Annotated in this window: 12 protein-coding genes; 2 read left to right on the top strand and 10 right to left on the bottom strand. The window is 60.7% G+C overall.

The window, feature by feature from the left end; translation table 11 throughout:
• Nucleotides 1–10: 10 nt before the first annotated feature.
• Both purQ and purS read right to left on the bottom strand, forming a co-directional pair.
• Nucleotides 11–694: a phosphoribosylformylglycinamidine synthase subunit PurQ gene (gene purQ, locus ACLI1T_RS09610; protein WP_411702529.1), complete on the bottom strand. Its 684-nt coding sequence runs from the start codon at nucleotides 692–694 to the stop codon at nucleotides 11–13.
• The gene (gene purS, locus ACLI1T_RS09615) at nucleotides 695–937 is read right to left on the bottom strand and encodes a phosphoribosylformylglycinamidine synthase subunit PurS (RefSeq protein WP_005279580.1); all 243 of its coding nucleotides are present in this window, start codon (nucleotides 935–937) and stop codon (nucleotides 695–697) included.
• 279 nt (nucleotides 938–1,216) lie between these two features.
• Here purS and ACLI1T_RS09620 point away from each other — a divergent pair, with 279 nt between their 5' ends.
• Entirely contained in the window at nucleotides 1,217–3,958 is a 2,742-nt protein-coding gene (locus tag ACLI1T_RS09620) for an ExeM/NucH family extracellular endonuclease (RefSeq protein ID WP_411703314.1), read from the top strand.
• A gap of 7 nt (nucleotides 3,959–3,965) precedes the next feature.
• Here ACLI1T_RS09620 and ACLI1T_RS09625 read toward each other — a convergent pair whose 3' ends face one another.
• The 6 genes from ACLI1T_RS09625 to purD all read right to left on the bottom strand — a co-directional run bounded on the left by ACLI1T_RS09625 (nucleotide 3,966) and on the right by purD (nucleotide 10,947).
• Nucleotides 3,966–4,199: a helix-turn-helix domain-containing protein gene (locus ACLI1T_RS09625; protein WP_023017938.1), complete on the bottom strand. Its 234-nt coding sequence runs from the start codon at nucleotides 4,197–4,199 to the stop codon at nucleotides 3,966–3,968.
• Between the two features lie 27 nt (nucleotides 4,200–4,226).
• Entirely contained in the window at nucleotides 4,227–4,910 is a 684-nt protein-coding gene (locus tag ACLI1T_RS09630; protein WP_005279578.1) for a DUF2334 domain-containing protein, read from the bottom strand.
• Between the two features lie 89 nt (nucleotides 4,911–4,999).
• Nucleotides 5,000–7,123 (bottom strand): S9 family peptidase, encoded by a 2,124-nt coding sequence (locus tag ACLI1T_RS09635; RefSeq protein ID WP_411702530.1) that lies wholly within the window; start codon nucleotides 7,121–7,123, stop codon nucleotides 5,000–5,002.
• A gap of 119 nt (nucleotides 7,124–7,242) precedes the next feature.
• A complete protein-coding gene (locus ACLI1T_RS09640) occupies nucleotides 7,243–8,136 on the bottom strand; it encodes a phosphoribosylaminoimidazolesuccinocarboxamide synthase (protein WP_284850204.1) in 894 nt (297 codons plus the stop codon).
• A gap of 63 nt (nucleotides 8,137–8,199) precedes the next feature.
• Entirely contained in the window at nucleotides 8,200–9,639 is a 1,440-nt protein-coding gene (purB, locus tag ACLI1T_RS09645) for an adenylosuccinate lyase (protein ID WP_411703315.1), read from the bottom strand.
• A gap of 33 nt (nucleotides 9,640–9,672) precedes the next feature.
• A complete protein-coding gene (gene purD / locus ACLI1T_RS09650; RefSeq protein ID WP_411702531.1) occupies nucleotides 9,673–10,947 on the bottom strand; it encodes a phosphoribosylamine--glycine ligase in 1,275 nt (424 codons plus the stop codon).
• A 34-nt stretch (nucleotides 10,948–10,981) separates the two neighbouring features.
• Between purD and ACLI1T_RS09655 the strand changes: the two genes are divergently transcribed.
• Complete coding sequence (locus ACLI1T_RS09655; protein WP_023023872.1) at nucleotides 10,982–11,410, top strand: HIT family protein; 429 nt, start codon at nucleotides 10,982–10,984, stop codon at nucleotides 11,408–11,410.
• Here ACLI1T_RS09655 and ACLI1T_RS09660 read toward each other — a convergent pair.
• A complete protein-coding gene (locus tag ACLI1T_RS09660) occupies nucleotides 11,407–12,936 on the bottom strand; it encodes a sensor histidine kinase (RefSeq protein WP_023023874.1) in 1,530 nt (509 codons plus the stop codon). The genes ACLI1T_RS09655 and ACLI1T_RS09660 overlap by 4 nt on opposite strands.
• 14 nt (nucleotides 12,937–12,950) lie before the next feature.
• Complete coding sequence (locus ACLI1T_RS09665) at nucleotides 12,951–13,655, bottom strand: response regulator transcription factor (RefSeq protein ID WP_005279568.1); 705 nt, start codon at nucleotides 13,653–13,655, stop codon at nucleotides 12,951–12,953.
• Nucleotides 13,656–13,783: the final 128 nt, after the last annotated feature.

The following is a 13,783-nucleotide window of genomic DNA, read 5'->3' on the forward strand; positions in this document are numbered from 1 at the left end:
GGTGGCCTCCTTAAACCGCCGGCGCTTCCGCGACGGCCTTGATGGCGGATACGAATAGTCCCAATCCGTCGGTGGATGGGCCGGTCAGCGGGTCAATGGCGTGCTCGGGGTGCGGCATGAGGCCCACAATCCGGCCGGTCTCATCGCTTACCCCAGCAATGCCATTGATGGAGCCGTTGTAATTATCGGTATAGCGGAAGACCACGCGGCCTTCGCCCTCGATGCGAGCGATATCGTCATCGCCTGCTTGGAAGCGGCCCTCACCGTGCTTGGCGGGCACCAAAATCTTTTGGCCCTTTTCAAACTCGCTGGTCCAGGCCGTGGTGGAGTGCTCCACCTCCAGGTAAGTATCGGTGCAATGAAAATGCAGGCCCTTATTCCGGGTCAATGCGCCCGGTAAGAGGCCTGCTTCAGTCAAGATTTGGAAACCATTGCAAATGCCGAGCACCGGCATTCCCGCCTTGGCGCGGTCGATGACGCTGCGCATGACGGGGGCGAGCGCCGAAATAGCGCCCGAGCGCAGGTAGTCACCATAGGAAAAACCGCCCGGCACGACTACCGCGTCCACGCTGTGCAGATCAGCATCTGCGTGCCAGAGGTTAATGACCCCGGCGCCGGCGGTGCGGGCTGCGCGGGCGGCATCCACATCATCCAAGGTGCCGGGGAAGGTGATTACTCCGATTTTTGCGGTCACTTACTTGACCTCCAGCTGCGTAACCTCGTAGTCCTCGATGACGGTATTAGCCAGCAGCGTTTCTGCCACCTTATCCAGTTCCTCTGCGGTAACGGAATCATCTACCTCGAGTTCGAAGCGCTTTCCTTGGCGCACATCGCTGACACCGGATACTCCGATGCGACCCAATGCGCGGACGACAGCTTGGCCCTGCGGATCCAGAATTTCCGCCTTGGGCATGACATTGACAACTACACGAGCCATGAAATTTTTGCCTTACTGTATGGGGCTTAGGTCTGCCCGATTCAGTGTAGTCATACCCCCGCCCAATCCCTAGATATACCCCCACTGCAGGGTTTTCACCCCGGTAAAGCAAACTCCGCGTAAATTACCACCAACAGGAAAACGAATTTTGCGCGGCACCCAGGTTTCACCGCCTGCTCGCGCGAAACCCGCCCATTGCCGTCCCGGGTACACCGATTGTTCAGCGAGTAAAAATAAAAGGCGTCCATGACAACTTTTTCTATGATTAAGGTGACTTCTATGGCTCTTCGCCGCCTTGGCAGAGTAGCCCTCGCTGCCGGTTTCTCCACCCTCTCCCTATCCATTGCGGTGCCTACCGCCTTGGCCGCCCCGGATAATTCCACCGCGGTCATCTCTGAGGTCTACGGCGGTGGCGGAAACAAGGGTTCGAGCTTTTCCAATGATTTCATCGAGCTTTATAACCCCACCGATGCCGCAATCGATCTCACCGGCTGGTCCGTGGAGTACTTTGCCTCCAACGGCAATAGCGGCGGCAAGATAACGCTGTCCGGCACCATCGCTGCCCACGGTTACTACCTGGTACAGGCTGCCGCCGGCAATGGCCAGGCCCAGGCGCTTCCCACCCCGGATGCGGAAGGCAAAGTAAATATGTCCGGCACGAAGGGCTCGGTGCAGCTTGCCGATGCCACCGGTAACACCATCGACCTCGTAGGTTACGGCGCCGCCTCCAAGTTTGAAGGCGCTGCCACCGGCGCGCTGTCCAATGACATTTCTGCCTCCCGCAACGCGGCGGGCACCGATACCGATGACAACTCCGCGGACTTCACCATCGGTGCGCCGTCTCCTACCAACTCTGGCAACGAGTCCCCGGCCCCGCAACCGGGTGGCTCGGGTGACTCGGGCGGTTCCGGTGATTCCGAGAACCTTCCCGCGCCCGAGGGCATTACCCCGATTGCTGAAATCCAAGGCACCGGCGATGCCTCCCCACTCGAGGGCAAGAACGTTGCTACCCAGGGCGTTGTCACCGGCGTGTGGAGCGAGGGTGGCCTGAACGGCTTTACCATCCAAACCGGCGGCACCGGCCAAGAAGCCACCGATGCCTCCCAGGCGCTATTTGTCCACATGGGCAAAAAGGGCTCCGATAAATACCCGAGCATCGGCGATTCCGTAGAGGTCACCGGCCAGGTATCCGAGTACTACGGCGCCACCCAGGTCACCGCTTCTGCCCTTAAGCAGCTCGATACTCCGTTGGAAGAGGTCACCCCGCTCGCGGTGGACGAGCTTCCGCAAGGCGACGGCGCCCGCGAGCCCTTTGAGCACATGCTCATCCAGCCCGGCGCGCACACCGTGACCAATAACTACTCGCTCAACCAGTACGGCGAGGTCGGCCTTGCCCCAGGCGATGAGGCCTTCCGCCAGCCTTCCGATGTCCACTCCCCTTCCACCGAGCCCGATTCCGAGCTGCAAAAACTGGCCAAGGATAATGCAGAAAAGCTCGTCACCTTGGATGATGGCCGCACCCGCGATTATTTGAGGACCGATAAGGACACCCCGCTGCCCTATATCGCCCAAGATGACGGCAAGACCATCAAGTCCCTGCGCACCACCGATACCGTCGAATTCCAGCACCCGGTCATCGTGGGCTACTCCCACGAACAGTGGCGCTTCCAGCCCACCGAGCCAGTCACCGGTGATACCGCCGGCGCCGATCTCCCGATTTCCTGGGAAGAATCCCGCGATGCGGAGCTGCACGCCGTCGATGACGTCAAGGGCGAATACACCATCGGCGCCTTTAACGTGCTGAATTACTTCACCTCCCTGGGTGAGGAATTCGGTGGCAGCGCCTATACCGACCGCGCGGGCAATAAGGTCACCGTCAACCGCGGCAAGACCCGCGGCGCCTATACCGAATCCGCGTTAAAGGACCAAGAGCGCAAGATCGTCGCCGCCATCAATGGCCTGGATGCCGATGTCATTGGCCTTTCCGAAATCGAAGATGGCTACGCCGTAACTGGGGACTTTGGCCAGCGCGATAAGGCGCTGAAACGCCTGACCGAAAAACTCAACGAGGCCGCGGGCACCGAGAAGTGGGCATTCGTTCCCTCCCCGTCCAAGGAGCAAGTCCCTGAGCACCCCGATGTTATCCGCACCGCGTTCATCTACCACAAGGACGTGGTCAAGCCCGTAGGCGAATCCCGCATCTTCCAGGATCCGCGCTTTTCCGGCACCGCCCGCGAGCCGCTGGCCCAAGAATTCCAGCCGCTCAATAGCGATGACGAGTCCTTCGTCGCCGTGGCCAACCACTTCAAGTCCAAGGGCTCGGTGGCCAAGGGCGATGAGGATTCCGGCGATGGCCAGGGCAATAACCCCAACGTCCGCAATGCCCAGGCCCAGGCCGTGCTCGATGCCCTGCACAAGCAGGACGATTGGAAGGATAAGCCGCTTTTCGCCCTGGGTGATTTCAATACCTACACCCACGAAACCGCGCTCGATGTCTTCCGCAACGATGGCTTCACCGTGCCTGCGGAAAAGTACGGCGCCGATACCTCCTACCAGTTCGGCGGCCTGCTCGGCACCTTGGACCACGTCCTAGCCAATGAGGTTGCTTCGGGCGCGCTTGACGATGCCCAAGTGTGGAACATCAACGCCGACGAACCCGTTGCCTTTGAGTACTCCCGCCGCAACTACAACGCCGTGGATTTCTACGACGACTCCCCGTTCCGCGCCTCCGACCACGACCCTGTCAAGGTCGGTTTCACCCTGGGTGAGGATGAATCCACCGACGACGGCGATCAGGGCAACGATGCCAACCAAGACGACAATACCGATGGCCCAGGCTTCGGGTTCGGCTCTAGCTCACTTGGCACCGGCGCCATTATCGGCTTCGCCATCCTAGGTGGCCTGCTCGCCATCCCCGGCTTCATGGCGGCCACCGGCAACCTGCAGAAGATCATCCCCGCTGGCATCTGGGGCATGCTCCCGCAGCAGGCGAAGGATTTCATCACTCGCCTGAATAAGTAGGCTCCGCTTACTCGTACAGGCCCATCTCGTCAGAGAGCACTGCGAGCTCGTCAGCCGCAGCACGCTGCTTAAGGTCTCTCTGGCGTTTAAAGTCCTGCACGCTGGAGGCATACAGATGGCGGTAGGCGCCTTCTGTATGCCCCTTCAAGGTTCCCTCATCCATGAGCTCGATGACACGCGGCCGAGAGACATTCAGAAAGTCTGCCGCCTGTTGCGTTGTTAGTTCATCTGTTCGTTTCATGTGATCTACTATAAGGCGTCAACCGAACTAACGCGGCAGGTAAATACTGTAATCAGCGGGAGTAGCGCCCGCGTCGAGGGCGCGGCGAGCAGCCTTTACAAAGTCCTTAATGACCTTGCGGTCATCCAGGTTGCGGGCGGAGATGGAAAGGCGCACGGTATTGCCGCGCTGGGCGGAGCGCTCTGCCGCGCGGATGATGTTTTTGCGCCACCACTTGGCAGAACCGAAGCCCTCACCAAAAGAAAGGTTGCGGGCTTGGTGGAATTTGCCGGTCGGCACCTCCAGGATGCCACGGGTAGAAGCCGCCGCTTCAAAGGGGAATTTGGGCAGGACCTGCAAAGTTCCGGGAGACATGCGCCAGCGCGGGGGCGCGAAGATGGTGGGTTCGAAACCAATCTGCGCCATCTGCCGGGTCGCACCGGCTAAGCGCAGCTTCGCCTCGTGCGAATTGAGGTTGGCAAACTCCGCGCGGCGGCCTTGCACTGCTTGGTCAAAACCATTGAGGATAAGCGGACGGCCAGCGGCCGCTTGATCCTTGAGCCACTGTTGGGTGTCCTTATCCTTGGCCAGGTGCCAATTGCCATCAATATGCGGGGCGATGAGCAGGGAGACGGGGATTTCCTCCCGGTCCAGAACCGACAGGAAGCTTGTAGCCTGCTTCCGAGTGTCCTCAAAAATACTGGAGATAGAAACCAGAAGGTGGCTAGTCATAGCTCAAATTATCGCACAATACCGCCAAATCCGCGCGCTGGCCAGAACGCTGGCCAGGGTGCCCGCCAGCACACGACTTCGTTGCGGTATTACTCCGTCAGGCCGGTGGCCTTATTTATGGTCCAGGCGTATTCGAAGGCGTTTTGGCGCCACTTATCGTAGCGGCCGGATACACCCCCGTGCCCGGCGGCCATCTCCGTCTTGAGCAGGAACTCGCCGCCGGTGGCGGTAGCGCGCAGCTGAGCGATCCACTTTGCCGGTTCTACGTACAGCACGCGGGTATCGTTCAGCGAGGTAATAGCCAAGATGTCCGGATAGTCCTTGGCCTCCACATTCTCGTAGGGCGAGTAAGACTTCATGTAGTCGTAGTATTCCGGATCGTGGTACGGATCGCCCCACTCTTCCCACTCGGGAACGGTAAGGGGAAGCTCCGGCATGAGCATCGAGGTCAGCGGATCCACGAAGGGGACGACGGCTTGGATGGCGGTAAAGCGGTCAGGGGCCATATTCGCCACGGCGCCCATAAGCATGCCGCCGGCAGACCCGCCTTCGGCCACCATTTGGTCCGAGGTGGTCACGCGGCGCTCGATAAGATCATCGGCCACCGCGATGAAATCGGTGAAGGTGTTTTTCTTCTGCAGCATCTTGCCGTCGTCGTACCACTTACGTCCCATCTCGCCGCCGCCGCGCACGTGGGCAACCGCATAAATCATGCCGCGGTCCATGAGCGATAGCCGGGTCGCGGAGAAGTACGGGTCCATGCTGGCCTCGTAGGATCCGTAGCCATACAACAGCGTCGGGTTGGGCTTGGTGCGGTCCAAGTCGGAACGGTGCACCACAGAGACTGGGATCTTGGTGCCATCGTTGGAGGTCGACCAGATGCGGTAGGCCACGTAATCATCCGGATCATAGCCACCGGGGACTTCTTGTTCTTTTAACAGCGTGTACTCGCCGGTATCCACGCGGTAATCGAAAAGCTGCGCGGGCTGAATATAAGACACGTAATTCACGCGGACTACCGGCGCGTCCCATTCCGGGTTCCCGTCCACGGTGACGGTAAAGAGTTCCTCGTTGAAGTTGAGTTCTTCGAATTCCCCAAAGTCATCGCCAACGCGCATGATGGCGGCCCGGCCTATGCCACCGCGACGGTAGCCCACCACCATGTGGTCGCGGTAGGTATCCACGCCTTCGATGCGGGTGGTGTCATCGTATACCAGAAGCTCCGGCAGATCGCGCAGGGCGGGAAGTTCCGCATCCACTTTGGCATAGCCCACCGCGAAGTTCGGGCCGGTGGCGTTGTGGGTGACAATCCAGTAGTCTTCGCCGCCCACTACGGCATGGTCTACGTCATAGTCCACGCCGGTCTCGCGCTTCCACAGCGGGCGGAATTCGCCTTCGGGGTTATCCGTATCCAGCACCCAGGCTTCCGAGGTAATCTTCGAGCCTACCCCGATGAAAAGGTATTTATCGGACCGAGCACTGCCGATGCCCACGTTAAAGTGCTCATCCGCCTCGTGGAAGACGCGCACATCCGCGGACTGCTCGGTGCCTACCTTATGGCGCCACACCGCATCCGGGCGCCAAGCATCATCCACCGTGGAGTAAAAGATGTAGCCGTCGCCCGCCCAGGTAGCGCCATAGAAAATGCCCGTGAGGTGATCTTCTAGAAGCTCTCCCGTGTCGAGGTCCTTAATGGACAGCTCAAAGCGCTCGTCGCCGGCAAAGTCCACGGAATAGGCCAGGTAGCGGCCGGAATCTGAAATGGAGGCCGCACCAAGGGCGAAGAAATCCTTTCCCTCTGCCAGGGCATTGGCGTCCAGGATAATCTCTTCGCCTTCTGGGCTGCCTTCTTCCGGAATCACCGGTGCGGTCCAGGGATCGCTGCCCTCTTCTACCGGGATGCGGCAAGAATAGCCGTAGTTCTTGCCCTCTTCAGAGCGGCCGTAGTACCAGTACTTGCCGCGGCGCGCTGGCACGGACATATCGGTTTGTTTAATGCGGGATTTAATCTCTTGGAAGATATTTTCCGTCATCGCATCCAAGTGCCCGGTATGCGCCGCGGTGTAATCATTTTCGGCGTTGAGGTAATCCAGGGTTTCCTGCGATTGCTTATCGCGCAGCCACTCGTAATTATCCACGAATTCGCGGCCGTGAAATTCACGCTTTACGGGGTGGACTGGGGCTACCGGTGCGGTCGTCTTTTCATCACTCATGCCCTACCACTGTACGCGTCACCGGTTATGCCCCAGCGGCAGGCAACAGCGGCGGGAAACAGCCGTGGGCAACCAGCTACCGCGCGGTTGCCCAGTCCGCCCTAGACGGGCCCGACTGGCTAGGAACGAGGCGCGAGGAAGTCCGCGAAGCGCTCACCCGATAGCTTTTCGTAGGCCTCGATGTAGCGCAGGCGGGTGGCGGAAACGACGTCATCGGGAAGCGCGGGCGGGGTGGTCTCAGAGGACTTATCCCAGCCGGAGGCATCAGAAGTTAGCCAATCGCGCACATACTGCTTATCAAAGGAGGGCTGGACCTCGCCTTCCACGTAGGAATCAGCGGGCCAGTAGCGGGAGGAATCGGGGGTGAGGACTTCATCGGCAAGCACAAGCGTGCCATCCGCATCGAGGCCGAACTCGAATTTGGTATCGGCCAAGATTATGCCCTTCTCTTCCGCAAGCTGGGCGGCCTTGGCGTAAATGCGCAAGGTAGCCGCGCGCAGTTCCTCGGCGCGCTCGCGGCCAAGCTTGTCTGCCACGTGTTCGAAAGAAACGTTCTCATCATGATCGCCCTGCTCAGCCTTCGTGGCTGGGGTGAAAATGGGCTCGGGCAAGCGGGAGGCCTCCACCAAGCCGGCGGGCAGCTCGATGCCGCACACTGTGCCGTCGGCCTGGTATTCCTTTAAACCGGAACCGGTAAGGAAACCGCGCGCCACGCACTCAAAGGGCAACATGTCTAGTTTCTTGACCACCATGGCGCGACCCAAGCACTCTTCCGGAATGCGCTCATCATCGAGCGGTCCGGCGAGGTGGTTGGGAAAATCGATGGCATCAAAGAAGAACTTCGAGGTGGCCGTGAGGACCCGGCCCTTGTCCGGGATGGCCGGTTCCAAGGCAAAGTCGTAGGCGGAGATGCGGTCAGAGACCACCATCAGCAGGGTGGTGTCATCCACATCGTAAATATCGCGGACCTTACCGGAGGCTACATGGGTATAAGAAGAAAGCTCAGGACGCATGGTCCTCATCATAACGCGCGGGCGTGCGCGGGCGTGCGCGGGCACGTAAGCCCGCGCACAACGCTAGAGGATTTCGCCCGGCGTATAGGCAGCGGCCTTCGGGTGCTCGCCCACGAGGGACTTGATGCGGTTCAGGACCTGCGAGACCTGGGATTCGGCGGCGCCGATGAAGGCGTGCTTATCCTCGAGGACCCTTTCGAGCTCGGCCTCGTCCATGGGCAGGCGGTCGTCTGCGGCGAGGCGCTGGACCAGGTCCTGGTTGCCGCCATTTTCGCGCATATTCAGCGCCACGGCCACAGCGTTTTCCTTGATCACCTCGTGGGCGGTCTCGCGGCCCACCCCGGCGCGCACCGCAGCCATGAGGATGCGGGTGGTGGCGAGGAAGGGCAGGTAGCGCTCCAGCTCGCGGTCGATCATGGCGGGGAAGGCGCCGAATTCATCGAGAACGGTGAGGAAGGTTTCGAATTGGCCGTCGATGGCAAAGAAGGCATCGGGAAGCGCAACGCGTCGCACCACCGAGCAGGAGACATCGCCCTCGTTCCACTGGCTGCCGGCGAGGTCTGCGGCCATGGTGAGGTAGCCGCGCAGGATGACCTGCAGGCCGGTCACGCGCTCGCAGGAGCGGGCGTTCATCTTGTGCGGCATGGCGGACGAGCCGACCTGGCCTTCCTTGAAGCCCTCGGTGACGGTCTCGTTGCCGGCCATCAGGCGGATGGTGGTGGCCAGCGATGCCGGGGCGGTGCCCAGGGAGACGAGGCAAGAGATGGCATCGAAATCCAGCGAGCGCGGGTACACCTGGCCCACGGAGTTGAAGATGCGGCGAAAGCCCAGGTAATCCGCGATATTGGTCTCTAGGGAGGCGAGCTTATCCTCGGAACCGCCCATGAGATCGAGCATGTCCTGCGAGGTGCCCATGGGGCCCTTGATGCCGCGCAGCGGGTAGTGCGAAAGCAGGTCTTCCACGCGCTCGATGGCCAGCAGCATTTCATCGCCGGCGGTGGCAAAGCGCTTGCCCAGCGTGGTGGCCTGCGCGGCCACGTTGTGCGAGCGCCCAGCCATAACTAGGGATTGGTACTCGGCGGCGTGACGGCCGATGCGCGAGACCACGGCGATGGCCTTATCCCGGATGATTTCCAGCGAGGTGTGGATCTGCAGCTGCTCCACGTTCTCGGTGAGATCGCGGCTGGTCATGCCCTTGTGGATGTGCTCGTAGCCGGCCAGCGCATTGAATTCTTCGATGCGTGCCTTCACATCGTGGCGGGTGACGCGCTCGCGCTCAGCAATCGATTCGAGGTTTACGTCCTCGATCACGGCTTCGTACGCGCTAATGGCCTTGGCTGGGATGTCCACGCCCAAGTTCTTCTGGGCGTGCATCACGGCGATCCACAGCTTGCGCTCGAGGATGATTTTATGCTCCGCGCTCCAGATATTGGCAAGCTCTGCAGAAGCATAACGGGAGGACAGGACATTGGGGATATTCTTCTTCTCAGCCACGTGGCTTATTATTCCATGCCTGCCCTCCCCCGTGGCTACTTGCTAGATAGAAATTTCCCCGGCTGCTGCGCGCTTGCCGATGTCCCTCCGGACAAACCCGCCCGCAAACTCAATTCCCTGGGCGGTGGCGTAGGCATTCTCGCGCGCGGCATCTAGCGTGTCTCCCTTGCCCAGCACGTTGAGCACGCGGCCACCATTGCTTTGGAATACCCCATTGGAGCGTTTCGTGCCGGCGTGCAGCACGCGCTCTGGATCCTCGAGGCCCTCGCCCGTGATGGCATCGCCCTTGCGGGGCGAGGCGGGGTATCCCTCGGCTGCCATGACCACGGTGATGGCATAGCCATCTTCCCACTGAAGGGGCTCGAGTTCTGCCAGCGTGCCGGTGGCAGTGGCGTTGAGCGCTTGCGCCAGCGGGGACTGTAGGAGCGAGAGCACCGCTTGGGTTTCTGGGTCACCAAAGCGACAGTTAAATTCCACCACCGCTGGGCCCTCGTCGCCCCAAGCTAGCCCGGCATAGAGCAGGCCGGAATAGGGGGTGCCGCGGCGCACCATTTCCTTGGCAACCGGGGTACATACCTCGTCGACGATGCGCTGCACGTCGTCCTTGCCCAGCCACGGCAGCGGTGTGTACGCGCCCATGCCGCCGGTATTGGGGCCTTCGTCGTTATCGTAGGCGCGCTTGTGGTCCTGGGCGGGCAACAGCGGCACGACGGTCTCGCCATCGACAAGGCAAAATAGCGATACCTCGGGGCCGTCGAGGAACGATTCCAAGAGCACCGGATTGCCGGCGCCTAAGACCGCATCTACATGCGCGCGGGCGGCGGCGCGCTCGCCGGTGACTACCACGCCCTTGCCACCTGCCAGCCCATCATCTTTGACCACGAACTGCGGGCCAAAATTATCCAGCGCGGCCTCAATATCGGTATCGCTAGCGCCTGGGCGCAGCTGCTCCGCGCGGGCCGTCTTGACCCCAGCGGCTTCCATGACTTCCTTGGCAAAGGCCTTGGAGCCTTCAATTTGGGCCGCGTCCTTATTCGGCCCAAAGACGGCGATGCCTGCTGCGCGCAGCGCATCCGCCACGCCGGCGACCAGCGGCACCTCAGGGCCGATGACCACGAGCTCGGCAGCGATCTCCCGGGCCAGTTCCACCATGCGTTCTGGATCATCTACCTGGGAGTATTCCGGGTGCAGGGTAGCCAGCGGTTCCATGGCCGCGCTGCCGGGCGCGACGTGGATCTCCGTAGCCTGTGGATCAGCGTGCAGTCCTTTCACGAGGGCGTGTTCACGGCCGCCCGAGCCAATTACGAGAATGCGCATGCCCACTATCATAGCTGGGGGTAGCCTGGCAGCTATGGCTTCTGTATTTAGCAAAATCATCACTGGTGACCTACCCGCCCGCTTTGTCTACCGCGATAAGACCTGCGTGGCATTTCTCTCCATCGAGCCGCTGCGCTACGGCCACACCCTGGTCGTGCCCGTAGAGGAAGTGGATAAGTGGACCGACCTGGATCCGCAGACCTGGGCGCACCTGAACGAGGTGGCCCTGGAAATCGGTGAGGCCATCAAGAACGCGTACGACACCCCGCGCACCGGTTACGTCATCGCCGGCTTCGATGTGCCGCACACCCACATCCACCTCTTCCCCACCGAGAAGATGGAAGAGTACGACTTTTCCAAGGCCTATGCCGCCGAGGACACCGACGATGCCGCCATGGATGAGGCGGCCGCGCGCATCCGCCAGCACCTAGGCACCAACGAGGATGGCTACCGCGAGGACTAATCCTCTGGTTCCTCCAGCGCGGGCAGGCGCACCGTAAAGGTGGTGCCCTGGCCCAACTTGGAGTCCACGCTGATGCTGCCGCCGTGCTGTTCCACCAAGGAATGCACGATGGCAAGGCCCAAACCGGATCCGCCGGTATCGCGCGTGCGCGAGGAATCCGCGCGGTAGAAGCGCTCGAAGATGTGGGCGGCGTCCTCGGACGACATTCCCTTGCCGTCATCGATGACATCCACAAGGATGTCCTTGTTGTCGCGGCGCAACTGCAGGGTGACCGTGGCATCCTCGCCGCCGTGGCGCAGCCCATTGGTAATCAAGTTGAGCAGAACTTGGTGGAGGCGGTCTGCATCGCCATTGACCACGGGGATGGACTGCGCATTATTGACCACCTTGACCTCGCGCTCGGGGAAGGCAGCGCGCGCGGACGATCCCACCGAAAGGGAAAGTTCCAGAAGGTCCACCGGCCGCAGGTCTAGACGCGTTCCTTCCGCGCGGGTAAGCGCAAGCAGATCCTCTACCAGCAGCGACATGCGCTTGGATTCCTTATCGATCTTGGAAAAGACCAGATCGACATCGTTTGTCGCCCCGGAGCGATAGAGCTCCGTGTAACCGCGCAGGCTGGTCAGCGGGGTGCGCAGTTCGTGGGAGGCATCGCCGACAAAGCGGCGCATCTGTTCCTCTTTTTCCTGCGCCGTAACGACCGAGCGCTGCAGGTGGCCCAGCATGATATTGAGCGCGGCGGCCAATTGGCCAACCTCCGTATGCAGCGGCCATTCAGGCACGCGCTTGTCCAGATCGCCGGCCGCGATTTCCGATGCCGTCGATTCCACCACCCGCAGCGGCCGCAACGCCCTACGGATAAACCAGAAGCCCACGCCGGCCATGGCTGCCAAGGCAATCGCTGCAATGGATACCTGCACCATGGCAAGGCCGTGCAGGATCTCCTTTTCATGGGTCATGTCCTTGGCAATGACGGTGATAACGCCATTGGAATCCGCAAAGGCCAGCGCGCGCCACTTGGTGTTATTTTCAATCGAGCCCACCGTCGTGGGGTACCCGCCCAAGGGAACGCCCTCCACGTCCGGGGTGGTGGACGTGGGCCCCGAATAGCGAATGGTGCCATCCGGAAGGTAATTGAGCACCACGTATTCCGTGGGCGGGCGCTTGGTGTGATCACCTAAAAAGAAGTCATTGCCCACATCGCGTGCCCAGGAAGACGACGCTGAGCGCAGTTCGCTATCGACGTTGTTATACAGCACGTTGCGCATGATCGAGTTCACGGCAAAGGACGAACCCGTCAACCCGAGGCCGGAGATGACCACGAGGAGAACCACAAGCCAGGTGCGCAGGGGCATCGCCTGCGGAATCTGCTTGATGTAGTCGCGCTTGGAGCGCTTCTTTTTCTTTCCCTGCCCCTGCTGTGGCAGCTGATCCAGCTGCTCATGCCACTTCTTTGGCGGCTGCTGCGGCTGCTGGGGCTGGGACTGCGCGGTCCTTCCCGCAGCGGGGTTCTCCTGTGAATCTGCCATTATAAAACGTCAGTTTAGGATCGCGGGGTGCGCAGCACATAGCCAACGCCGCGCACGGTGTGGATAAGCTGCGTATCGCCGGTATCGATCTTGCGGCGCAGGTAAGAAATATAGGATTCCACGACGTTGCCATCGCCGCCGAAGTCATAGTGCCAGACGTTGTCCAGGATCTTGGACTTGGAGAGCACCACTTCCTTGTTTTGCATGAGGTAGCGCAGGAGGTTGAATTCCGTGGGAGAAAGCTCAATGAGCTCGCCGCCCTTGGTGACCTCGTGGGTATCGTCATTCAAGGTCAGATCGGCATAGCTCATGGTGGCGTCGTTAGAAGACTCCTCGGCGGCACCGCCGCGGCGCATGATCACGCGCAGGCGGGTGATGACCTCTTCGAGGCTAAAGGGTTTGGTGACGTAATCATCTGCGCCGATGGTCAGGCCGTGAATGCGCTGATCCACGCCGTCCTTGGCGGTCAGGTACAGCACTGGGCCATCCAGGCCTTCCTGGCGCAGCTTGCCCAAGAGCTCAAAACCGTCCATCCCCGGCATCATGACGTCCAAAATGTAGGCATCCGGGTTGACCTCGCGCGCCACGCGCAGGGCCTCATTGCCCGAGTTGGCGCTGTAGACCTCAAAATTTTGGAACTTCAACGATACCGTCAAAAGCTCCACGATATTCGGCTCGTCATCAACGACGAGGACTTTGGCAAGTTTATTGTCTTCCATGCGTCCTGTAGCTCCTATTACTTCCTGTCATCTGCACACCTGCGTGCGTGCAAGCTTCACTAAACCATCATGGCAAACCCAGTTTCTAGCCTACTGATAAGTTTCTGACTGAAACCTGTGAAAGCAAA

It is taken from the genome of Corynebacterium tuingiense (genome assembly GCF_046718165.1).
Lineage (GTDB): Bacteria > Actinomycetota > Actinomycetes > Mycobacteriales > Mycobacteriaceae > Corynebacterium.